General features: G+C 67.1%; 23 protein-coding genes and 1 pseudogene. 8 read left to right on the top strand and 16 right to left on the bottom strand.

The genetic code is table 11. The features are described 5' to 3' along the window. Window positions 1-410: IS630 family transposase (locus G3T14_RS10155; protein WP_163642297.1), on the top strand; the 410-nt coding region annotated here is incomplete at its 5' end. 103 nt (window positions 411-513) lie between these two features. On the opposite strand, the gene G3T14_RS10150 is transcribed toward G3T14_RS10155, so the two are convergent. The 7 genes from G3T14_RS10150 to G3T14_RS10120 form a co-directional block, all read right to left on the bottom strand. Further along, on the bottom strand, window positions 514-2,388 hold the full coding sequence (locus tag G3T14_RS10150) for a response regulator (RefSeq protein ID WP_348645249.1): 1,875 nt from the start codon (window positions 2,386-2,388) through the stop codon (window positions 514-516). Beyond that, window positions 2,385-2,534: a hypothetical protein gene (locus tag G3T14_RS10145; protein ID WP_163642295.1), complete on the bottom strand. Its 150-nt coding sequence runs from the start codon at window positions 2,532-2,534 to the stop codon at window positions 2,385-2,387. Before G3T14_RS10145 ends, G3T14_RS10150 begins: the two co-directional genes overlap by 4 nt. Window positions 2,535-2,598: 64 nt before the next feature. Beyond that, window positions 2,599-3,525: a molybdopterin-binding protein gene (locus tag G3T14_RS10140; protein ID WP_163642293.1), complete on the bottom strand. Its 927-nt coding sequence runs from the start codon at window positions 3,523-3,525 to the stop codon at window positions 2,599-2,601. Beyond that, complete coding sequence (locus G3T14_RS10135) at window positions 3,522-4,346, bottom strand: cytochrome b/b6 domain-containing protein (RefSeq protein ID WP_163642307.1); 825 nt, start codon at window positions 4,344-4,346, stop codon at window positions 3,522-3,524. The genes G3T14_RS10140 and G3T14_RS10135 overlap by 4 nt, the downstream gene beginning before the upstream one ends. A 136-nt stretch (window positions 4,347-4,482) precedes the next feature. Beyond that, a complete protein-coding gene (locus tag G3T14_RS10130) occupies window positions 4,483-4,731 on the bottom strand; it encodes a hypothetical protein (protein WP_163642291.1) in 249 nt (82 codons plus the stop codon). A gap of 247 nt (window positions 4,732-4,978) precedes the next feature. Next, complete coding sequence (locus G3T14_RS10125; protein WP_163642289.1) at window positions 4,979-5,266, bottom strand: hypothetical protein; 288 nt, start codon at window positions 5,264-5,266, stop codon at window positions 4,979-4,981. A 2-nt stretch (window positions 5,267-5,268) separates the two neighbouring features. Then, entirely contained in the window at window positions 5,269-6,033 is a 765-nt protein-coding gene (locus G3T14_RS10120; protein ID WP_163642287.1) for a Crp/Fnr family transcriptional regulator, read from the bottom strand. 184 nt (window positions 6,034-6,217) lie between these two features. Here G3T14_RS10120 and G3T14_RS10115 point away from each other — a divergent pair, with 184 nt between their 5' ends. Beyond that, the gene (locus G3T14_RS10115) at window positions 6,218-6,922 is read left to right on the top strand and encodes a Crp/Fnr family transcriptional regulator (protein WP_163642285.1); all 705 of its coding nucleotides are present in this window, start codon (window positions 6,218-6,220) and stop codon (window positions 6,920-6,922) included. A gap of 364 nt (window positions 6,923-7,286) precedes the next feature. Here G3T14_RS10115 and G3T14_RS10110 read toward each other — a convergent pair whose 3' ends face one another. The 4 genes from G3T14_RS10110 to G3T14_RS10095 form a co-directional block, all read right to left on the bottom strand. After that, window positions 7,287-7,430: a hypothetical protein gene (locus tag G3T14_RS10110; RefSeq protein WP_163642283.1), complete on the bottom strand. Its 144-nt coding sequence runs from the start codon at window positions 7,428-7,430 to the stop codon at window positions 7,287-7,289. A 174-nt stretch (window positions 7,431-7,604) separates the two neighbouring features. Continuing rightward, on the bottom strand, window positions 7,605-7,820 hold the full coding sequence (locus tag G3T14_RS10105; RefSeq protein ID WP_163642282.1) for a hypothetical protein: 216 nt from the start codon (window positions 7,818-7,820) through the stop codon (window positions 7,605-7,607). Window positions 7,821-8,675: 855 nt separating this feature from the next. Then, on the bottom strand, window positions 8,676-9,083 hold the full coding sequence (locus G3T14_RS10100) for a hypothetical protein (RefSeq protein ID WP_204262766.1): 408 nt from the start codon (window positions 9,081-9,083) through the stop codon (window positions 8,676-8,678). 44 nt (window positions 9,084-9,127) lie between these two features. Next, window positions 9,128-9,604 carry a hypothetical protein gene (locus G3T14_RS10095; RefSeq protein ID WP_163642278.1) on the bottom strand — a complete coding sequence of 159 codons (477 nt, stop codon included), beginning with the start codon at window positions 9,602-9,604 and terminating at the stop codon, window positions 9,128-9,130. A gap of 843 nt (window positions 9,605-10,447) precedes the next feature. On the opposite strand from G3T14_RS10095, the gene G3T14_RS10090 reads away from it, so the two are divergent. The 5 genes from G3T14_RS10090 to G3T14_RS10070 all read left to right on the top strand — a co-directional run bounded on the left by G3T14_RS10090 (window position 10,448) and on the right by G3T14_RS10070 (window position 16,237). After that, window positions 10,448-11,212, top strand: a complete 765-nt coding sequence (locus G3T14_RS10090; RefSeq protein ID WP_163642276.1) for a hypothetical protein — start codon at window positions 10,448-10,450, stop codon at window positions 11,210-11,212. A gap of 130 nt (window positions 11,213-11,342) precedes the next feature. Next, the gene (locus tag G3T14_RS10085) at window positions 11,343-13,016 is read left to right on the top strand and encodes a hypothetical protein (protein WP_163642274.1); all 1,674 of its coding nucleotides are present in this window, start codon (window positions 11,343-11,345) and stop codon (window positions 13,014-13,016) included. Window positions 13,017-13,275: 259 nt separating this feature from the next. After that, window positions 13,276-14,217, top strand: coding sequence for an ABC-three component system protein (locus G3T14_RS10080; protein WP_163642273.1), 942 nt, complete (start codon window positions 13,276-13,278; stop codon window positions 14,215-14,217). Then, window positions 14,214-14,465 carry an ABC-three component system middle component 6 gene (locus G3T14_RS10075; protein WP_163642271.1) on the top strand — a complete coding sequence of 84 codons (252 nt, stop codon included), beginning with the start codon at window positions 14,214-14,216 and terminating at the stop codon, window positions 14,463-14,465. The genes G3T14_RS10080 and G3T14_RS10075 overlap by 4 nt, the downstream gene beginning before the upstream one ends. Then, the gene (locus tag G3T14_RS10070) at window positions 14,462-16,237 is read left to right on the top strand and encodes an ABC-three component system protein (protein WP_163642269.1); all 1,776 of its coding nucleotides are present in this window, start codon (window positions 14,462-14,464) and stop codon (window positions 16,235-16,237) included. The genes G3T14_RS10075 and G3T14_RS10070 overlap by 4 nt, the downstream gene beginning before the upstream one ends. 16 nt (window positions 16,238-16,253) lie before the next feature. On the opposite strand, the gene G3T14_RS10065 is transcribed toward G3T14_RS10070, so the two are convergent. The 4 genes from G3T14_RS10065 to G3T14_RS10050 form a co-directional block, all read right to left on the bottom strand. Further along, window positions 16,254-17,048, bottom strand: coding sequence for a hypothetical protein (locus G3T14_RS10065; RefSeq protein ID WP_163642267.1), 795 nt, complete (start codon window positions 17,046-17,048; stop codon window positions 16,254-16,256). Window positions 17,049-17,438: 390 nt separating this feature from the next. Continuing rightward, entirely contained in the window at window positions 17,439-18,029 is a 591-nt protein-coding gene (locus tag G3T14_RS10060; RefSeq protein ID WP_163642265.1) for a hypothetical protein, read from the bottom strand. A gap of 282 nt (window positions 18,030-18,311) precedes the next feature. Beyond that, the gene (locus G3T14_RS10055; RefSeq protein ID WP_163642263.1) at window positions 18,312-18,671 is read right to left on the bottom strand and encodes a hypothetical protein; all 360 of its coding nucleotides are present in this window, start codon (window positions 18,669-18,671) and stop codon (window positions 18,312-18,314) included. Next, window positions 18,593-19,978: a recombinase family protein gene (locus G3T14_RS10050; RefSeq protein WP_163642260.1), complete on the bottom strand. Its 1,386-nt coding sequence runs from the start codon at window positions 19,976-19,978 to the stop codon at window positions 18,593-18,595. The genes G3T14_RS10055 and G3T14_RS10050 overlap by 79 nt, the downstream gene beginning before the upstream one ends. Before the next feature lie 50 nt (window positions 19,979-20,028). Between G3T14_RS10050 and G3T14_RS10045 the strand changes: the two are divergent. After that, window positions 20,029-20,934: pseudogene (locus tag G3T14_RS10045) on the top strand (ATP-binding protein); the annotation flags it as partial. A gap of 193 nt (window positions 20,935-21,127) precedes the next feature. On the opposite strand, the gene G3T14_RS10040 reads toward G3T14_RS10045, so the two are convergent. Next, window positions 21,128-22,561: a mannose-1-phosphate guanylyltransferase/mannose-6-phosphate isomerase gene (locus G3T14_RS10040; protein WP_163642256.1), complete on the bottom strand. Its 1,434-nt coding sequence runs from the start codon at window positions 22,559-22,561 to the stop codon at window positions 21,128-21,130. Between the last annotated feature and the right edge of the window lie 66 nt (window positions 22,562-22,627).

The raw sequence follows: 22,627 nt of genomic DNA, 5'->3' as shown, positions 1-22,627 counted from the left end.
CGGGCACCGTGCTCGGCCGCTGCATGCAGCGCCACCGGAACGGTGAGTTCATCCGCTTCCTCAACGCCATCGAGGCCGCCGTCCCGCCCGGTAAGGCGATCCACGCGATCCTCGACAACGTCGCCACCCACAAGCATCCGAAGGTGCGCGCTTGGCTCGCCCGCCACCCGCGCTGGACCTTTCACTTCACACCGACCTCGGCCTCCTGGCTCAATGCCGTCGAGGGCTTCTTCTCAGCACTCACGCGGCGTCGGCTGCGACGCGGGTCCTTCACCGGCGTCGTCGATCTGCAGGCGGCCATCAAACGCTACATCGCCGAGCACAACCGACGCGCCAGACCTTTCGTCTGGACCAAACCCGCCGCCGGCATCCTCGCAGCCGTCAGCCGATCCCCTGAACCATCCGTGTGAGTCAGTGCACTAGGCCCGGTCGAGAAGGCCGCGCACGATGAACCCGACGAGGTTTCGGCGCTTTGCCGTTAGGCGATCCCGCCGGAGATGAATTCGATGCTTATCAGGAGCTTGCCCGCAAAGCCGTGGCGGAGCCGGGGGAAGCGACCGGTCGATCCATTAGGACCATACCCTCGATCCGGGCCGCGAGCGCGTCCAATGCGAACGGCTTGATCATGATCTCCATGCCGGCCTCCATCCGGCCGTTACTGACGGCGGCGCTCGCGGCGTAGCCCGTCAGGAAGAGGACCTTCAGTTCAGGACTGTGCGCCCGCGCCGCGTCGGCGAGTTGACGCCCGTTCATTCCGCCGGGAAGGCCGACGTCGGTCAGGAGGAGATCGATGCGGACGCGGGACTCGATGACCCGCAGGCCGGACTGTCCGTCCTTGGCCTCCAGCACGACGTAGCCGAGGTCGGACAGCACCTCGACGATCACCATCCTCACGGCGACCTCGTCCTCGACCACGAGCACGACCGTGCCTGCTTCAGCAACCGCAGGGCTGGTCAATAAGCCGGTCACCTTCACGACGTCCGCCAACCCGAGATGCCGCGGCAGGTAGATCGACACCACGGTACCCTGGCCGGCCTCGCTGCCCAGCAGGACGTGGCCGCCCGATTGCTGGACGAAGCCGTAGATCATCGAAAGGCCGAGGCCCGTGCCCTGACCGGTGGGCTTGGTCGTGAAGAACGGATCGAAGGCGCGGGCGATCACGTCCACGGGCATGCCTGTGCCCCCGTCCGTGACGAAGAGGCCCATGTACTCGCCCGCCGGTACCTTCGACGTCGTGGGGTCCGCCCCAGGACGCGTATCCGGAAAGACCGTATTCCGGGTCTCGATCATCAGCGGACCGCCATCGGGCATGGCGTCCCGTGCATTGATGACCAGATTAAGCAACGCGTTTTCGAGCTGGTTCGGATCGCACAACGCCGGCCAGAGGTCGTTCGCAAGCCGGGTCTCGACGGCGATACCGGGCCCGACCGTCCGACTGAACAGGTCCTCCATGCCCGCGACCAACCGATTGACGTCTGTCGCCTTCGGATCGAGCGTCTGGCGCCGCGAGAAGGCAAGGAGCCGGTGGGTCAGCGCGGCGGCCCGCTCGACCGAGGTCATCGCGACGTCGATGTAGCGGTCGACCTCCGAGGCGCGGCCCTGCCCCACGCGCGTCCGTATCAGTTCCAGGCTGCCGGAGATGCCGGCCAGCAGGTTGTTGAAATCGTGCGCCAGCCCTCCGGTCAACTGCCCGACGGCTTCCATCTTGAGCGATTGGCGCAGCGCCTCCTCGATCCGTCCGCGCTCCTCGGCCTCCGCGTGAAGCCTGTCGTTGGCTTCGGTAAGCGCACGTGTCCGCTCGGCGACGCGCTCCTCAAGTGCGGTTCGCAGGCGCGCCTCGCCATCCCGGACCTCGCCGATGACGCGAATGCGGTCGACGGCACCCGCGAGCAGGTTGGCGTAACTGCGCAGGAAGAGGGTGTCGCTCTCCGTGAACTGGCGTGGAACGTGGCTATCGATCTGGAGGATGCCGAACGGCGGCCTCCCGTGACCGCCGATGATGAGGACGTTGGCCACCGCCCTGACGCCGTTATCGATCAGGAACTGCGAATATTTGAAACGGGTCTCCTTCGCGATGTCGGGCGAGATCATGGGCTCGCCGGTCCGTAGCGCATGCCCTTCCGAGGTGTCGTGCTCTGCGGTGATGGTCGCCTTCCCGATGACGCCCTCCTTCCAGCCGACCCCCGCGCGCACGCGAAGCGTCCTCCCGTCCGGCTGAAGCTCGACGACCTTCGCCAGGTCGGTCCCGAGAGCCTGGCCCGCGAGCCGGCAGGCCTCCGTCAGGATCTCGTCGAGATCGTCGGATCGAAGGGCGAGTTCCCCGAAGCGTGCAAGCGTCGTCTGCTGGCGGAGAAGCTCCTGCAGGCCGTTCGTTCCGGTCGCGTTCAAAACCCTACTCCAAGGTGATCAACCTTGTCGTCCGACCCGATCCCGAGCACGGTCCGGGCTTCTTCAGGGTCGGCGATGCCAAAAGCGTTGATGATTGAATTCAGACCAATGCCGTTGCTGGCACCGATGACGAGGATGTGGGCCATGCGAGGCTCCTGGGGGGCGATGAGCGTTGGGAATGCGCGCCGGACGGCCCGATCAAGACTAAAGCTAGATTCCCGCGTACCAGGCGTAGCCCTGGTCCTCCCAGTAGCCGCCCTTGCCCTCGCCGATGCCGGCGAGGCTCTCGACCAATTCGATGCGCATGACGTACTTCGCCTGCTTGTAGCCGAGGTTGCGCTCGACCCTTAGGCGCAAGGGAGCACCGTTCGAGACAGGCAACGCCTTCCCGTTGAGTTCGTAGGCGAGGATGGTCTGGGGATGGAAGGCGTCAACCAGGTCGATGCTCTCGTAGTAGCGGACGGGGTCGCTGCCCTTGGCCACGGTCTCTCCGGACGCCTGCTGGCCACCGACGTTCCGCTTGGTCTCCGCCGTGCCGGACTGCTTGGTCATGGCCGGATTGGCGTTGTCGACGGGGACGGCCTCTTCAGCATCCTCGCCATCGCCCCCACCTTCGAGCGGATTGCCCTGGTCCATGGTGTCGGCGCAGTGGAACACCACGTAGCGCGCCTGCGGCTTCAGCCTGGCCCGGGTTAGGATGTCGGCGAGCGGCACGCCGGCCCACTTGCCGATGGCGCTCCAGCCCTCGACGCAATCGTGTCGGGTGATCTGGGTGCGCGCCGGAAGGTTTCGCAACTCCGCCAGCGACAGCTTGAAGGGCACCTCCACCAGGCCGTCGACCTCAAGGTGGTACTTGGCGAACTTGCCTTTCGAAAGGGCCTTGTAGTCCTCGTCCGGCGGGTCCTCGGTGCCGTTCGGCTTGAACCACGGCGAGATGTCCGCCTCGGCGTATTCGGGGGCGAGGGAGCGCTCGGTGAGCAGCAGGCGTTGGACGAACAAGTTGGCATCCTCACCGGTCTTGAGCGTGCGACGGAACCAGTCGGCCTCGCCAAGGCGGTCGCACCCACCAAGCATCGCGGTATCGGCGGCGGCGGTGGCCCCGAGCAGCAGGGCCCGTCGGCTGGGTAACCGGATCATGCGGCGCCCCCCCTTGTTTCCGGGCTTGCAGCGGGCTCGACCTTGCGCTCGATCACGAACCAGCCAGTGACCATGCCGCGCATGTTGTTCCAGAAGCCGGAGAGCAGGACGAGCGCGACGTGCACGATGACGAACGCGACGAGAAGGGCCGCGACGACGAAGTGGACCGTTCGGGCCGACTGGCGACCGTCGAACAGCGTCAACAGGAAGGGGAAGGCCGCATCCATCGCCGGCGACATCGCGAGGCCGGCCAGCACCTGCACGGGGAGGAGCACGAACAGCACGACGAGGTAGGTGAGCTTCTGGATGACGTTGTAGCGCTTGGCCTCGTCGCCCTGCGGGAAGCGCAGCGTCAGGTGTTCCCACACCGACGCGCCGAAGTGCCGGACTTGGTCGAGCGACGGGATCATACGGAACCGAAGCTGCCCGCTGACCAGCCCGTAAAGAAGGTAGGCGAGGCCGTTCAGGACGAAGGCCCAGGCGAAGAAGAAGTGCCAGGAGCGGCCGCCGGTGAGATCCTGGTCGCTCGGCAGGGTCGCCCATGCCGGGAAGCCGCGGTCGGCCGGTTCGCCGTTGGGACCCGTCGACGAGCCGAGCCAGCCGCTGGTATCGAAGGTATTCCCGTAAACCGTCGTGACGCCCTTGGGCGGATCGTCCTCGGTCGAGGACATCGCCATCAGTGGCGTATCGAAGGTGGAGACGTTGCCCCAGTACAGGGCCGGGTGGGCGTTGAAGATCTGCAGGCCGCTCATGAGCAGGACCAGCAGGCATAGGGCGTTCACCCAATGGGCGATCCGGATGACGAGGGGGTGCCGGAACATCCAGCGTCGGTGTTCGATCTCGCCGACATCGGGGGCGGTGCGCGTGAGATAGGTACGGGGCACGCTGCCTCCTCCGAGACCGACGATGGTGTCGGGAGGCCCCGGTCGGACCTCCCGCTTCGATGGTTGGCGCGGATCACATGCCGCGGTTCATCATCCGCTTCTTCATCATCTGACGCTTCATCATCTGACGCTTCATCATGCGCTTCTTCATCATGCGCTTCTTCATCATCATGCGGTCGCTCTCCATCATGCGGACCTGGGTCATGCCGGCATTGCCGCCCTGCATTCCGTTGGGTCCCATCGGAGCCGCCGTTGCGGCGCCGCCGACAGCGAGGCCGCCGAGGAGGGTGGCGGCGACGAACGCGAAAGTGATCTTCTTCATGGGTATTGATCCTGTTATGGTGGCTTCAATTTAGATATCTAGGAAAGTATTATTTTCCGAGATGGTTCCGACATTAATTTAATTACTGCGATGAGACAGGCATAAGGCATGGGTACTTGATCGCACTCGATGTGGTATTCGTATATTATGCCCGCTGCAAGGTATACGGATCAAAATCGATGGTGGTTTCAGGAGATTGAGACGAATTAGATTTTATTTTTTACTGCCGTCTCAATGAAATTCAGGACTATTTTAAGGGAAGGCAATCGGATTGGGCCCGAAGGCGCTGGCGCATCCAACGGGTCGCGTCGTCGAGATTTGCGAAAGTTGGGGCTAGGTGCGCCCTCAGCGGACCCAGCGCCACCTCCAAGAACCAATCGCCCTCATGCTCGTGATCGGGCGTGGCGAGCTGGACCAACACCGCGACCAGCATTCCGTTCGCCATCACCAGCATCCCGTCCCGGTCGTCGCTCCCGGTGTTTACGGCGATGGGCTGCATCGTCACCAGCATCTCGACGTTGCCCCGCGCGGGCACGGCTAACCTCCCTGCGATTGGCTGGGCCAGATGACGCTGCGTCGGTCGATCCAGCGCGCGTTCTTGAGGTGGAGATAGTTCGCGTTGAACTTGCAGAAGACCTTGAGACGTTCGACGTCGAGGATGGTCAGAATCCTACTCTTAAGCGTGATCAGGCCCATCCCCCGGAGGTCGCGGAGGGTCCGGTGCACGTGGACGTTGGAGAGCCCCATCGTGTCGGCGATATCGGTCTGAGTGAAAGGAAACGCGTAGCTGTCGTCCTTGGAGTGGCCCACGGCCTCCAGGCGCGCATGAAGCTCGCAGAACAGGTGGGCGATGCGCTGGTCGGCGGCGCGGGCCCCCATGTTGACCAGCCACTCGCGCAGGACCGCCTCGTCGACGAGGGCGCACCACCAGAACGCTCGCGTGATGAGTGGGTAATCCGCCGTGATCTCCTCAATGGCTTGACGCGGGATGTCCGCGACCTGGCACTGCGAAATCGTACCGATGTTGTGGTCCATCTGATCGAGGATGAACACGTTCAAATCGCAGAAGTCGCCCGGGACGAGGTAGGCCATGATCTGGCGCCGCCCGTCGGCCAGCGTCTTATAGCGACAGGCGAACCCGTCGAGGATCAGGTGGACGTTGTCGGGAGGGTCGCCCTCTCGTGCCAGGTCGACGTGTGCACCGACTTGGCGGATTCTCGGCACCAATGCGTTCAGCGCCCGCCTGTCCTTGTCGGACAGCGTCTCGTAACTCTCCAACTTCCGGATCAGCGCATGCTGCATCAAGCCATTTCGTTTCAGGGGGATAGTCCACCATAGGTCCGAAAGACGACCCCGTACAATCATAGGATGGGTTCCGAACCGATTACCGGTACGCCCCCCTTTGAGGCGGACAGGGCACGACGCATCTTGAGGGAAGTGGTCGAGGCCCGGCGCCCCCCGTCCCGACGAGGACGGAACCGTGCCCATGCCCATCCAGGATCAGTGTCGGAACCATCTCCTCTCGGTTCTGAAGCCCGATGACTTCGCCCTGCTGCGGCCCGACCTCGACGACGTCCCCCTTGCCGTGGGGGAGGTACTGATCGCGGCCGACACGCCGATCCCACGGGTGTGGTTCGTCGAGCGGGGCATCGTCTCGCTCATCGCCGCGTCCGAGGACGCCGGCCAGATCGAGCTCGGGCTGGTCGGACGGGAAGGCATGGTAGGCGTGCCGGTGCTGCTCGACGCCGGGCGGACACCGGACGAGGGTCGGGTCCAGATGGCGGGGACGGCCTGGTCGATGCCGTGCGGCAAGATGCGGGAGGCCATGCGCGACAGCCCCAGTCTTCGCGATGGCCTGCTTCGCTACGTGCAGGCCGCAAACGTCCAGGTCGCCTCGACGGCGCTCGCCAACGGCCGCTACATGTTGGAGCAGCGCCTCGCGCGCTGGCTGCTGATGTGCCACGACCGCGTCGACGGCGACCTCCTTCCGACGACGCACCGGTTCCTCTCCCTGATGCTGGGGGTCAACCGCACCGGCCTCACCACCGCCGTCGCCACGCTTGAACGCGCTAACGTCATCGCGACGAGGCGAGGCACCATCACGGTGCGGAGACGAGCGGCACTGCTCAGGCTCGCGGGCGACTCCTACGGCGTGGCGGAAGCCGAGTACGCCCGGCTCGTCGACGGCTAGGAAGACCCGGAATCGTGGGCCTTGCCAATCCGCTCCCGCTCAGGATGCCAGGTTGGCCCATGGCAGGCCGATCACGACCCTGAGGCCTTCAACATCCCAATGGTGCGAGATCGTCCCGCAAAGCTGTCCATGGATGGTTCGCTCGGTAAGCTTCGATCCGAACCCCTCATGGCAGGGCGGCGAACGGATGCAGGGACCGCCTCGTTCAGTCCAGACGAGGCCCATGTCGTTGCCGGCCGTCGACAGTCGATGGTGACGGTGCCGCCCTCCAAGGACAGGGCTCCGTGCTTGATCGCGTTCGTCGCCAGCTCGTGGACGACGAGCGCCAGACCGGTCACCAATCCGTCGCCAACCAGGACGTCGTCTACCGCGCCATGACGAACCAACACTCCTCGCCGACGTCGTCGTAGGGGCCGAGCAACGCCGCCAGAAGCCCCTGCAGGGTCTGCTGCGGATGGGATGGCCCCTCGTCCGGCGGGGCGACATGGAGGGAATCCCCGCCGGACACGATGTCAGGTCAGCGGCAACCCCCAGATGTCCCGCATGCCGAACAACAGCCATGCCCGGCGGTTTTCATAGGCGCGTTCGGCCTCCAGCCGATCCGTCGCGGATCGTGCTCGGCCGACATCCGCGGCGTACCGCGGGAGCGTGATGTCGAGGCCCGTTAGGCGCCGGTGCAGGATCACGGCTCGACCGGCTGGAAGCGCCCGGAGCCGTCCGAGCGCAGCGCCTGGATCGCCGCCGTCACGTCCGCCACCGCCACTGTCAGGTCGCACAAGACCTCCACCAGGTCGTCGTAGGCCGCCCCCTCCGTCTCGGCTTCCGGTGGCGCCAGCGCCGCCAGGATGGCCCCCAGCACGCGATCTTGCCGATCGAGGCGTCGTGCGATCTCGTCCATGTCGTGTCTCCGTGGGTTCGAATCCAGCCAAGCGTGCCCGCACGACCGCCGCAGGGATGCGGGCGCCTTCGAGGCGTCGTGCCGCAGCCCCGATCAGGCGAGTGGCGAGGTGCGCCGTACCGCTCGCGTCGACGATGACGGCGCCGACCCGGCCCTGACGCAGGCCGAGCCCGCGCGCGTTCAGCGCGGCGACGAACGCCGTGGCGTCGTCGCTGGCGCGCCACGCCGCCAGGGCCGCCCGGCGCAGGTCGTCCAGCGAGATCCCGGTACGATCCTGGATCAGGCGCTCCTGCGGCGTCAGCGGGGCGATCGGCCTCTCCGAGACCGTCGTGCCCGAGGCTTCCAGCCAGGCCGCGACGTCGGCACGCCCCTCAGCCCGCAAGCGACGCAGGATGGACCTGGCATGCTTCGAAGCGACCGGAGACAGCCCGAATTCAAACTCCACGATACGACCGCACTTTTCCCGGCGGGCATAATCCCAAGCCATGTCCACCACCGTTCCGGACGGCCGCACGAGACTATAGACGCGGTGCTCATGTCGCCGGCCCCCCTTGAGGTGCTCGACACCGCAGTACGCTTGCCCGGTCAGCTGGAACTCGCCTTCAAACAGCTCCCACCACCTCGCCCGGGCCGCGAGGTTGTCGGTAATCCCCGGATCGGCATTGCAGTGGACGTGATAGACCACCCTGTCTGTACGGCCGCCGAGCGACCCCGCCACCAGCTCCCGGATCTGGTCGGCCAGCGTCGCGCTTGCGAGCCCACGGGCCGGGATGATGGTGACCTGATCGTTCTCGGCTTTCATCAGGTGTCGAGCGAGGGCACTGCCGAGGCCTCGCCCTCGCGTCGCCCCGGAGATCACCGCCGGGCCTGCCTGATGACCAGCGGGATCAGGATCTCCCGCACGGTCGTCAGGCTCATCTTCGCCGCGGCGAGGTCCTTCATGGAGATGGCCGCGTTTACGGCCGCTAACTCGCGGATGGCCGCCGCGATCGCGGCGGCATCGTCATCCGGCTGCCGCACCGGCCTGCCGCTCCGGGCATCGGCTGCGGACTGGATCGCGACCCTTTCAAGCAACATCCGGCGAACGAAGGCCCCGGCGGTGACGCCGTCGCGACGGGCGGCATCGGCGATCGCCCCGCTCAGCTCACGGCTGATCCGGGTCACGAAGCGCACGGGCAGGCCTGGTGGCCGTCGCACCGGTCGCGGTTCGGTCGCGGCGGCGCGAACTGGCTTCTGGGATGGGAAATGTCTGGCGGCGGTCATCGTCTCGTTGTCCGTCGTATTGCGATCGTCCCGGATCGAGGACCTCAGGCGGGGCGGCCCGGGAGGGGTGGGTGATGAACGGCTTCGTCCGGGATCGCCACGGCGCCAGTCTCGCCCTCGCCGTTTCGCCCGCGTTTCCGGCGGATCCGCTCCAATGCCGCCGCATCGCGGGCTTCGAGGGCGGCGCGGATCTCGGCCGGGACCGCGAGCGGCTGCGGCATCGGCTCGCGATGGAGACGGGCGTGCTCAATACGAGCGTCGAGCGCCGTCAGTGCGGTTGCCCACGTCTCGATGCCCTCCGTCATCGCTCGCGCGGCCAAGGCGCGCTCGACCTGCTCGTCGACCTCCGTCCGAGCCCGCCAGGCCGATTGCTGCGTCAGGCGTCGCGCGTACTGCCAGGCCCACAGCTCGGGACCCATCGCCTCAAAGAGGTAGCGGAGGTCCGATGAGCCCAGTCGATCGAAGGTCCCGGCATCGAGTGAGCGGGCATAGTCGCGCGTGGCCGTCGCTAACGAGAGCACCCGGGTCGCGCGGACCGACGCGGGTGCTGTCGCCGACGGGGGATGTCCGGGTTGAATGTACCTATCGGGTGGGCGGGACATAGACGTGATCCAGTGAGCCGGACGAATCCCGGCTAAGCTCCTATGAGAGCACGTTCACGATTTGTTCCAAGTGGGATGACAACTATAATTTCCAGGTCGCGATCCTGCGTTGCCCAGCGCCCTGACCGGGGCCGCGATGTCGAGGATCGCGACGCCCCCTGATTCGTGCCCGATTAGCGTCCAATCCAGCGGCGGCGGGCGAAAGTGGGATGACCTCCATGGCCTGTGCCGACGCGGTGGCGCGGCCCGATTTGGCGGTACCGGATCGGACGGCTTCACTCGAACCTCAACGCGAGAGGTTCAGCCATGCTCACTGCGATCGTCCGCTTTTTCGGGTGGGATAAGGCCCCGCCCGTCCGACCCCCGACCAAGGCGAAGGCGAGACCCGCCCAGGCGGCGACAGACGGGGTCCGCCCAAGGCCCGGACCGGTTGGCGCTGCACCGAGACCGGTGTCGGCGCATGACAAGTCGCAGGCCAAGGGAGACGGCAGAGGAGTTAAGCCAGCCATGGCCGTCATCCCTGGTCGGGATGATGTCCAGAGGATGCCCCGAGTGGCATCCCCAGGGCTCCCGCCCGTGGACCCGGTAGGACAGGCGACCGCGCGAACCGGATCCGACACGATGGCGCAGGTTGGCCCCCAGGCCGGCCCCCGGCTGGTGGGGCAAGCCCGGGACTCGTTCGGTTGCCCAACCCGGTCGAGTCCCGGTTTCGACCGGTTTTCGGCCGGTCCGGCATCCCCGGGGTCGGCCCATGACCAAACCTTGCCAGTTGCAGACTACTTAGGTTTCGGCCCGAAAACCCTGGAAATCATCGACTCATCGATTGAGCGATCCTTTGCCGTCGCCGTGTCCGCGCAAGGATCGTCGAAGGATCGTCCCGACGATCTGAAGGATTGTCCCGACGAGGTCCCGGACCCGGTGCACGAGCTTGAGCAGTTGGAACTTTTCCCAGGCCTGCCAGTGCTTTCCGAGCATTCCATAGACGTCGGATACGATGACGGAAAAGCATTCCAGTTCAAGGACCGCAAGGATTGCGAGCGGACCTTCGAAACGGTCGCAACGAAAGGCGAGGCCGCGAAAATCGGAGGCCTCACCCTGGACGTTGACCCGCCGATCGAAAGCGGGTTGCCTCGCGTGGCGACGCCGGCCAGGCCTTTTCCGAAGCGACCCCAACGGGTTGCGGACCGGCCGCGGAGCGAGGAGTGGACCGATGACGAGCTACTGACCCTGCCCGAGGCCGCGGCCCTTTTCTGGCCGGACGGCCCGATCACCACCAACACCCTGAGGACGGCAGGCCGCGACGGCGGATTGGCGATCACGGTGGTGGCGAGGAAGTTCTTCACGACCCCGCTGGCAATCCGCCGGATGGGTGTCGACGAGGTCGGAGAGGCGAGGACGGCGAAGGGTTCGGAAAGTTCCGATGCCTCGCCCCAAGCGCTTCTCCAGAACCGGCTCGACGAGGCGAAAGCCATGGGCCGGGAGCGCACACGTCCGAGACGTGCGGCGAAGAGATCTGTCTCACCCTGAGCCGTGTGCGGCAAGGCGAGACGGCGAGCGGCGGACACGGGGCGCGTTCAACTTGGCGGAAGATCCGCCTCGCGTCCGCCATCCGAAACGCCCGCACGAATGCGGGCACGGGATAACGGACCCTAGAATCATGACCGAGAAGATGCAAGCGGGCGCCGTCGGGCGCGCCGCCGAGGACATTCGCGTCGCCCTGATGACCACGGCGGCCGCGATCCCAGAGGCAGAGCGTCGGCGAGGGCCGGCGCCCTTGCCGCCGCGCCTGGTGCTGCGGACCTCCAAATCCGATCCGGCCGTCAAGGTTTTCCACATCCGTGACGGCAAGGTCGAGATCTCGACCCGCCTGTCGGAGCTGGACGAGGCGGACGCCCAGCTACAGCTGGACGTGTACAAGCTCAGGAAGGGGGCGCGGGAGCGGGGGATCGTCGCCCCGCGCATGGTGCCGGTGGCCGCCATCCTCGCCCACTTCCTCGATGCCGTCCGGCCGGCCGCGAACGCCCCCGACAAGGAGGTTGCCGCCTATGCGGCGCTGGCGAGCCGTCTGGGCACGCTGGCCCGCCACTTCGGCGGCGCGGTGCTGAAGGACCTCACGAAGGCCCGGTGCAATCTCTACGTCGAGTGGCGCACGGGCCTGCGCGACGCCCGCTACCGCGAGGGCAACCCGGACGCGCCGCTGGCGACGACCGCATCGGCGCGGGAGGACCTCATCGAGTTGCGCAAGGCGGTGGTTCTCTACGCCGACGAGCACGCACTGGCCTGGCACCCGAAGGTGCATGTGCCCAAGGCCGGTCCCGGCCGCACGCGCTGGCTGCGCAGGAAGGAGGTCGCGCGGATCCTGTGGGCCACGCGTGGCCGGATCTGGGATGCGGCCACGAACGACTGGCAGGTCGAGACGGTGATCGGCGCCGACGGCATCCCGGTCAACCGTCGAGTCCTGCGTCCCCGCCACATCGTCCTGAACCGGAAGGCCATCCGCCGGTTCGTGGCGATCGGCCTCTACACCGGGACCCGCAACGCGGCGATCCGGGAGCTGACCTGGGAGGCGAACGAGGACGGCGGCTGCCTCGATCTCGACGGCCGCTACATCCACCGTCGCGGCTTCGGCCGCGACCCCTCCGTCGGCAAGCCCCGCGCGAGTTCCAGGATCGCGCGGAAGTTCTGCGCGATGGCCACGCCGTGGCGTGACGAGGACCTCGAAGCCGGCATCGCGCACGTCGTCCACCAGACGGACGGCTCTGCGTACGCGGCGAGCCCGGCCTGCGTCTGGGGTTCGGTCATCGCCGACGCCGGCCTCGGCGAGGAGGTGGTGCCCCACGTCCTGAGGCACACGGCGGCCACGTGGCTCAGGATCGGCCGCACTGACGTGCGCGCGGCCGCCGACCTGCTCGGCATGAGCGTCCAGGCGGTGGTCCGGATCTACGGGCAGTGGACCCTGGAGGGGCAGGACACGGCGGCGGACGAGCTCGGCTACGGCAAGGGCATCAAGGCCGACGTCTTCGTCGGTGGCAAGAGGCCCAAGCCCAAGACGGAGCCCAAGCCCGAGCCCAAGCCCGAGCCCAAGCCCGAGCCCACGCCCGAGCCGACGGCACCGGCCTCCCCCGAGCGGGTCCCTGCGTTCGCGCCGATGCCGGCGATGGCCATGTCCTATGGCTGGGCCGAGCCGGCGTGGACGGGGGTCTCGACCTTCGCGACGCCGACAGCCATCGTCGTCCCGCGCGGCAGCCGGCGCCGTACTCGGAGGATCACCGCGACGCGGCGTGGGCGTCAGATGACGTATCTCCAGCGCGACGTTCTCAAGGCCCGATGACCCAACGCCCGGGATGGCGACTGCGTTCGCCCGTCGCCGTCCCGGGCGGTCGAGGCACGGGACCTCTGCCGACGTCGTGTCCATCGACGTCGCCGGCTCGCGGTCCCGCCCGAATTTCGGCGGATGACGCGACGCGTCCGCCTTTTCGATGTAGCCTTGACCGATACCACCTCCGGTGACGGGCGACGGCGACCGACGCCCCTTGCGGATGGTGGGAATACCCATCAACCAGGCGACCAGCCCTCGACGATCGGCCAGCATGTCCTCCTGGATGACGCCGCACCAACGCCTCCAGTGGCAGATGAACCTCGATCTGAAGCTCCGGCAACACAATGGGGACGCGTTCCAGGATTTCTTCTCCCGGGTCATGGCACGGCTTCACGGAGCCGACTTCATCCGGGTTCGCCCCTTCGGCAGCCTCGGCGACAAGGGCTGCGACGGGTATCTTCAGGGCAGTGGCCAGATCTTCCAATGTTACGGCAAGCTGCACGACGCCGGCCTGACCGTGTCGACGCTCGTCGCCAAGATGACGGACGACTACGTCAAGGCGACCGTGGCGCTCGCTGCGATCATGAAGGAATGGCACTTCGTCCATAACCTCGTCGACGGCGTACCGGTCGAGGCCGTGGTCAGGCTGAAGGAGCTAGAAGCGGCGAACGGCCATCACCGATTCGGCATGTTCGGGCCTCCCACCTTCGAGGACCGCATCCTTGCGCTCGACGAGTTCCACCTCACCGCCCTGCTTGGCCCGGTCGCCTCGGCCGAGGACAGCCGCAACATGCGGATCGAGGAGGTGGCCGGCCTTATCGAGAAGGTGATGCGCGACATCGATGACCAGCCTCTCGTCGACGCCGCCCCCACCGACCCGCCCTTCGACAAGCTGGACTTCAATGGGATCCGGGGCGCGTGGCATGGCATCCTGGTGGGTGCCACGGCGAACGCTCCCCTCGTGAAGGACTATGTCGACCGACACCCGGACCCGCAGATGGGGATCCGGATGTCCAAGGTCTTCGCGAACCGCTATAAGGAGCTTGACGCGGGCGGGCTGTCGCCGAACGCCATCCTCACCAAGCATTACGAGGACATCACGGGCGTCGGCAGCGTCCCGCCGGAAAGGCAGGTCGCGGCGCAGGCGCTTCTGGCCTACCTTTTTGAAGCTTGCGACATCTTCAAGGATCATCCCTCGAAGGTGACCCCATGATCCTGCCAGGCAAGCATCTGTCGCCGCATCGCGCACTCGTCGGCGTGGGAGCGGAGATCCTGCGTCAACTCGATCAACCGCGCGAGGTGTCCGACCTGTGGGAGCGCGTACGCTCGGCGCGGGGCGACATCCAATCGTCCAACCCGATCTCCTTCGACTGGTTCGCGCTCGCCTTGGCCTTCCTCCATGCCATCTATGCCATCGAGGACGCCGACGGCCTGCTTCGCGCCGCGGCGCCGGCCCGATGATCGTCTCGATCGACAGCACGCTCCCGACCTTCAAGCCCGTGCGCTTCCAGGGCGGGCTCAACGTCCTGTTGTCCTCGAAGTCGGCCCAGGGCGACGACCGCAAGACCCGCAACAGCGCCGGGAAATCCAGCCTCGTCGACATCGTCCATTTCCTGCTCGGCGGGAAGGCCGACACCGGCAACCTGCTCAGGCACCCGCTGTTGAACGACCACGTCTTCCAGGGGACCTTCCGGATCGCCGGGCGCGAGGTCTCGGTCGAGCGCAGCGGGGCCAAGCATGGTCGGGTCTTCGTCGATCCAGCCAGCGCCGAACATTTCGGCCTTGAGACCAAGCCGGACAAGGAAACGGGCGCTCTCTCGGTCTCGAACGAGACGTGGAAGGACTTCCTCGCCCACCGATGGTTCGACCTGCCGGCCGTCGTGAAGGGTTCTCCGTTCGAGGAGAGCTTCACCCCGAGCTTCCGTGCGCTGTTCGGCTACTTCGCCCGGCGACACGGGTCCGGCGCCTTCGGCCATGTCGAGCGCCAGGCCGAGGCGCAGCAGCGCTGGGACTGGCAGTCCAACCTCTCCTACCTCCTCGGCCTCGACTGGCGCGTCCCCCGCGCCCTGCATCTCGTCAAGCAGCGAGAGGGGCAGCTCGACGAGTTGAAGAAGGCCGCCAAGGGCGGTGCCTTCGGCGCGTTGATCGGGACGGTGGCCGAGCTTCGCCCGGCGGTCGTCCTCGCGGAGGCCAGGGCCACCAAGCTTCGGGAGGAGATGGGTCGCTTCGAGGTCCACGACACCTATCGCGAGATGATGGGCCAGGCCACGCGGGCCAAGGTCGAGATGCAGGCGATCTCGCGCCGCGCCGTGCCCTTGCGGGAGACGGTGGCCCACCTCCGCGCCTCCATCGAGACCGAGCGGCCGCCGGAGCGAGACGACCTGAGCCGCCTCTATGCCGCCGTCGGCATCGAGTTGCCGGACCTGGCCAAGCGCCGCTTCGAGGATGTCGAGCGTTTCCACCGGACCGTCGTGGAGAACCGGCGTTTGCGCCTGCATGAGGAGATCGAGACGGCGGAACGGGACCTGGCCGAAGGCGAGATCCGGTTCGCCGGGCTGGACGCGGAGCGCGGGGACATCTTACGGATCCTGGAGGGGCGCGGCGCGCTGGAGGACTTCGTCACGCTCCAGAAGCGGCTGGCCGACGCGGAGGCAGAGGCCGCCGCCCTGCGGGAGCGTTTCAGGTCGGCCGAGGTGCTGGAAAGCCGGACGACCGAGCTGAGCATGGAGCGGATCGGCATCAAGCGTCGGCTGCAGGAGGACCATCAGCGCCGACGCGACCGTCTCGACGAGGCCATCCTGCTCATCGGCAACGCCATCACGACCCTCTACGAGGACCGCCAGGGCAAGTTCGAGGTCGAGGCCACCGATAACGGCCCGGAGTTCCGCATCACGATCCAGGGCGATCGCGGCGGCGGCATCTCGAACATGGAGATCTTCTGTCTCGACTACGCCCTGTTCTCGATCTGGGGCAGGCGCGGGAAGGGGCCCGGCTTCCTGATCCACGACAGCCACCTGTTCGACGGCGTCGACCCGCGCCAGGTCGCCAACGCGCTCGCGCTCGGGGCCGAGGCGGCGCGCGCATACGGGGGGCAGTACATCGTCACCATGAACTCGGACATCTACGACACCCTGCCCCTGGCGGCCGGCATTGACAGGCAGGGTGTCGTGATGGAGCCCCGGCTATCGGATGCGGACACGACCAGTGGCCTGTTCGGGTTCCGCTTCGACTGAGCCCCATCCCTGCGTCTCAAGACAGGCAGGACCGCCAGGCGGCGAGCATGGTCAACCGCTCGAAGTCCGGATCATCCCGCCGTATGACGCGCAGGATGGCGTCCCCGGGCACGTCCTCGCGGACGTACCCCTGCATGCCGTCGCCGTGGCCGGTCCGGATCCCGCGACGTTCGAGATAGACGCGCATGATGCGTTCGCCGACGTCGCAGTGCGTCTCGATCCCGGCGGCGGGCACGGCGGCCTCGACGATGCATGGGCGGCCGATCCGGGCGAGGGCCGGACCGACCGTGCCGTGGTCCTCGTACGGGCCGTATAGCGCTTCCCCGCCCCACGATGAGAACAGCCGGATGACGCCGCCCTCGTCGGCGAGGTCGCGCGCGCGGAATACGAACCACACCATTCCAGCCCGGCTCCGGGCGCGCCCATCGTTTTTCGCAAGTATGATGTCCGCCACGTCCCGCCCGATTAGCCCCTTTTGCAGCGCCCGTTCGAGCCGGCCCTCGAATAGCTCCGGCGTAAGGATCCTGAGCCCGTCCCGCTCGATCGCCACGGCCTCGCCGTCGGTCAGGCGGGTGCAGTGGTAGCCGACGATCCGGCAGCCGAGGACGATGTCGTGGCACGCCGCCAGGACGGTGGCGCGTCCCTTCGCATGCGGGTTCGGGTCGCGGCCGACCCGTGCCATCACGTCCTCCTCGCATCGCCTGTCCCAGGCTGCGCGCCCGTGCTCGTATTCGCGAAGGAGGGGCAGGTCGCCGTCGAGGCACCGCAGGAGGCTCTCGGGCCATGTGGCCTCGTCGTCGAGCCTCATCATGCCTTGCCGTCCGGTGTTAGACTTCGGATGGGGTCACGGCACATGTGTCGGTCGCCTCTGGCTGCGAACCTTGACGTGGTGCCCTGTGCCGCCGCATCAAGGCATCGGCGAGCCCACCGAATCCGTAAAGTGCCCTTAAGCCCTCGGGAAACCTTCGGGGCCACGTGGGCGATCGCGCGCAAGTCTTTTAACTGACTAACGAATTACGGCCCTCCGTATCTCCCTGATAGGAAACCGGCTGGTTCTAACTCATTGATTTCTATGCGGCGCGGTTCGGCCTGATCGTCTTCCATGCAGTCCCGTCCCTTCGCGAGATGGCAAACCTTCGGGAAACCTTCGGGACGATTTTCGACGCTCGTAACCCTACCGACAGCACGCCACTGCGGGCCGTCACGAGCTTCCGACGTACCAGCGCCTCCCCTCGCATCGCACGACCCCGGCGGCCCGGAGCACCGCCTTGGCGACCTCGGCGGTCCCCGAACGGATCCCAGCTGCGTGTATCGCGGCCCTGAGCTCCGTCGCGGTCAGGCCTGCGGACCCGGCTTCCCGAAGGATCCCGAGCAGCGCCTCCACCGCGGCGGCGGCCGTCGTCCCCGCCGGCGCGGGCCCCCCGGCCTCGCGGGTCTCGGGAGCCGGCGCCTCGACCCGCACGAGGGCTTCCTCGATCCGGGACCCGAGCCTGTCCACGGCGGCGGCAAGATCCGCCATCGTGCCATGGCGCTTGGGTGTAGGGGCACCGTGGGTGGGTCTCTCATCCACGTTCACGTCGCGCGCTAAGAGGAACGAGCGGGCGGCGTCGGCATAGAGGTCGCTCGCCGATCGATCGTCGTCGATCGCCAGCCGCCTCATCGCCCGGTGAAGCTCGGGCGGGACGTACACCATTACCTTGTCCTTGCGACCCGGCCGCTTCGGCTGGGAGGCCACCCGACGCGGTACGGCGGTGATACCGCCCCGCAGGGTCTTGTCATCAGCATTGGGCAAGGGACAGCCCCATCGAAATCAACAGTAAGTTGGTATGACAGCTTGCTGTTAATAATCTTTTTTCGCTTTCCCTTTTTGTCCGACGGGGGAAGGCTCGCTTGTAGACGGTTTGCCCACTCCCGCCAGGACAGTGCCCACGAGTGCCAAGACAGCAAACTGTCATGTAAGTTTACTGTCCGGTATTCCACGTATGAGTCGTTGTAAGCTCAGGCAGGGTGCCCGGGGGCGGTCGTTGGCGAGGGGGGCGGACGCCCGGCGCACCAGCACGGTGGCGATGGCTATTCAGCCGAACCCCCGTTCGATACCTTCCATCTCGCGATCAGCGCGCGCCCGGTCCTCCAACGCGTCGATGGCATAGCCGGCGATCTCGTCCTCCGTCAGGGACGTCGGGGTGTCGTCGAAGACGGTAACGGGGGCTCCGTTCGGGAACACGCCGCCCTGCGAAATCCCGACCCGATGCCGGATGTGATCCAGCCGCATCCATGCGACGACCCGGTGGGGTCCGAAATCGATCCTGACCATCGTAGTGCGCAGGGTCTGCGCCAGTCGGGTCCGGAGCAGGGTCAGGTCCTCGCCGGTCGCGGTTTCGAGCCGCGCCTGGAGGTCGCGGAGGAGGGCGAGTTGCTCGGGATAGGACGGCATCGCAGCCGCCAGCATCGTGTCGGCCTTGGCCAGGAGATGGCCTCGCGGAGTTCGCCGATCGTGGCGGACAGCGCCTTGACCCGCGCCACCGCGCCCTCGTCCCCGCCCTCCACGAGGTCGAACAGGCGTTCCCGCCGTGTCACCGCGGTCGCTAGACGCCCTTCGAGTATCGCGACCTCGTCGGAGGGAGCGGGCGCGGAGCCGGCGGCAGCCGGCAGCGCGACCCGGCGAAGCTGCGAAAGGATCTCGCGCTCGATCCTTTCGATCCGCCACAGGCGCCGGTTGTCGCAGCCGACCGAACGGCGCGCACCGGCGCAGACGAGGTAGCGAGCGCCCTTCGGCGGCTTGCCCTTGTTCTCGACGACCATGGAGCCACCGCACCCGGCGCACTTGGCCAGCCCGGTGAACAGGTTGGTGACGTGCTGGCCTCGGGCTCCGGGGGCCGCCGCCCGCGAGCGGCTGGCCTGTCCGGCCTTCAGGAACTCGAACTCGTCGATGATGCTCGGATAGTACCCCGGAACGGGATCGCCCTCGGCATGCCGGACCCCGTCATCGCCCCGGCGGAAGGCCTGGAACTCACCGATGACCGCGCGGCTCGCCAGGAGCTTCGCGACGTACGACGGTTGCCAGCCCTCCTTGCCGTTCCTAAACGCGGGGACCTTCTCGTCGTTCAGACGGCGGATGATCTTGCGACGACCGTCTCCATCGATCGTCTCCCGGAAGATCCGCTGCACGAGCTCGACCCGCTCGGGGTTCCGGTGGATCCTTCCTTCGCGGACGAAGAGCCATTCCGGAACGCGGGACGTGACGACCTTCTCGGCGGCGGTGGCACGCTTGGCGCTCCAGGCCTCTCGGAGGCGCATGGCCTTCGTCTTGCTCTCTTCGTGGGCGCGGGCCATGACCATGAGAGAGACGATCAGCGGCGTCCAATCCGTCCTCAGCCGGTTCTGGTCGTACTCCTGCTTGTCGACCAGCGTCACGATGACGATGCCGGCCTTTATGATCGAGATGAAGCGTGGCAGCGCGTCGAGCACGGTTTCCCGGCTGAGCCTGTCCAAGCTTTCGACGACCAGGAACGAGCCCGGCTTGACCACCCCGTCAGTGACGAGCTTCAGGAAGGCGCCCAGCGCCCCCTCGGTATGGTTCTTACCCCGGTATGCCGACACGCCATTGTCGCGGATGGATTCGTCGATCAGCACGCCCCGGGCCTTGGCCCAGGCATTCGCGGCATCGACCTGCCGACGCAGGCTGTCGCCGCGCATCTGCTCGGGCCGTGACATTCGGATGTAGGAATACGCCAGTGCCATCGCCGGAGGATACTCACCACGGGTGAACGTTTTCCCATGCCGGGATGTGACACGACACGCTGTTCAACGGTCCGCCGGGGGCGGGCAAGTCGATGCTCGCCGCGCGGCTGCCGTCGATCCTGCCGCCGCTCAGCCCGCGCGAGCTCCTCGAAGTCTCGATGATCCAGTCGGTGGCGGGCGAACTGAAGCACGGGGCGCTGTCGAACCGCCGTCCGTTCCGCCAGCCGCATCATTCGGCATCGATGGCGGCGCTCGTGGGCGGCGGCCATAACGCCCGGCCCGGCGAGGCTTCGCTCGCCCATGGCGGCGTGCTGTTCCTCGACGAATTGCCGGAATTCACACCCCAGGTGCTCGATTCCCTGCGCCAGCCGATGGAGACCGGCGAGGTGATGATCGCGCGCGCCAACCACCGGGTGACGTATCCGGCCCGCTTCCAGCTCATCGCCGCGATGAATCCGTGCCGCTGCGGTCAGGCGCTGGAGCCGGGCTATGCCTGTCGCAAGGGTCCGAACGAGCGCTGCGTGGCGCAGTACGGCGCCCGCATCTCCGGTCCGCTCCTCGACCGGATCGACCTGCGCATCGAGGTCGGCGCCGTCACGGCCGCCGACCTGATCCTGCCGCCGCCCGCGGAAGGCTCGGCCGAGATGGCCGCGCGGGTCGCGGCCGCCCGCACCTTGCAGACGGAGCGCTTCGCCGCGCGCGGGCTCAGTGGTGTCATCACCAATGCCACCTGTCCGGCGACGATGATCGAGGAGGTCGCGGCCCCCGATGCCGAAGGCGCGGCGCTGATCCGCAACGCGGCCGAGACCATGCGGCTGTCCGCACGCGGCTTCCACCGCACCCTTCGGGTCGCCCGCACCCTGGCCGATCTCGACGGCGAGGCTCAGGTGCGCCGCGTTCATCTGGCCGAGGCCTTGAGCTACCGCGGACGGGCCGAGCGGCCGGTGGCGGCGTAGCCGTTGGTTGGTGGCGACCACTCAGCCGAGGGTGGAAAGCAGAGGGCGCAATCGAATGGGCTTCCTGAATGACCCTAGCGAGGGTCCTGATCAGCTTCTCGACGATCGAACGATAAACGATTCCGGCATTTCGCCGGTGATCGACCCGCCGACCTCGTTCCGAGACCCGGCGTCCGGCGATTCTCCTGACGAGCTAGCGTCCGTAGATATCCTCGACGCGGATGATGTCGTCCTCGCCGGTATAGCCGCCGACCTGGACTTCGATGAGTTCGAGGGGGATCTTGCCGGGGTTGGTGAGGCGGTGCATCGAGCCGATCGGCAGGTAGATCGCCTCGTTCTCGTGCACGAGCACAACGGACTCGTTGAGGGTCACCTCCGCGGTGCCCTTGACCACGACCCAGTGCTCGGCCCGGTGGAAGTGTTTCTGCAGCGAAAGCCGGCCGCCCGGCGTGACCATGATGCGCTTCACTTGGAAGCGCTCTCCGATGTCGATGCGCTGGTACCAGCCCCAGGGCCGGTACATCCGCCGGTGGGCGTCGGCCTCCGGGTGGGCCTTGCCGCGCAATTGCGTGACCAGATCCTTGACCTGTCCGGAGCGGGATTTCGAGGTCACCAGCACCGCATCGGGGGTCGTCACCACAACGACGTCGTCGAGGCCGACCACAGCGGTGATGTGATCTCCCTCGCTGTGGATCAGGCTGCCATGGGTGTCGATGGTCTCGACACGGCCGCGCAGCGCGTTGCCGTTGGCATCGTGGGGCAACACCTCCCAGACGGCGTCCCAGGTGCCGACATCGGACCACGGAAACGAGACCGGCAGCACGCCGGCCCGCGCGGTCCGTTCCATCACCGCATAGTCGATGGAGGTCTTCGGTGCCGCACCGAAGGCCGCCGCGTCGAGCCGGATGAAGTCGAGGTCCGTCACCGCGCCGTCGAGGGCGGCTCTGGTCGCGCGCAGGATTTCGGGCACATGTGCCTCGAGCTCGGCGAGCATCACGTCGGCGCGGAACAGGAAGTAGCCCGAATTCCACAGGGCGCCCTCCGCGATCAGGCGTTCGGCCCCGGCCACGTCCGGCTTCTCCACGAAGCGCTCGATATGGTGTGAGCCCGGAGCGCCCTCCACCGCGGTACCGACATGGATGTAGCCGTAGCCCGTGGCCGGGCTCGTCGGCTTGATGCCCAGTGTCATGATGCAGCCGGCCCGCGCGCCGGCGGCCGCGTCCTTGGCCGCCTGAACGAAGCCGTCGGTGTCGCCGATGACGTGGTCCGCCGCCAGGATCAGCACCACGGCCTGCGGGTCGCGGCGCGCGGCATGCAGGGTCGCCACCGCTACGGCGGCGGCGGAATCCCTGCGCTCGGGCTCGAGGATGATATCCGCCGCGATACGGGCGCCGGCCAATTGCTCGGCGACGATGAAGCGGGCGTCGCTGCTCGTGAGAATCGCCGGGCGTGAGAACACGCTCGTGTCGGTCAGGCGTCGCGCGGTCTCCTGAAACGTCGAGCTGTCGGCATTCACCAGCGGCGTGAATTGCTTCGGCATGCTCTCGCGCGAGGCCGGCCAGAGCCGCGTACCGGAGCCACCGCACAGGATGACGGGGTGGATCAGGTGACCGGCCATCTCCGACATCGCGATCACACCCTCGAAACTCTAGAGACCCCGGTCCTGCGCATACGCCGCCGACCGCACTGCAAC

Source organism: Methylobacterium sp. BTF04 (assembly GCF_010692745.1).
In the GTDB taxonomy this organism is placed as follows: Bacteria; Pseudomonadota; Alphaproteobacteria; order Rhizobiales; family Beijerinckiaceae; genus Methylobacterium.
Note: the sequence above shows the minus strand (reverse complement) of the source record. Positions and strands in the feature narration are given on the sequence as shown.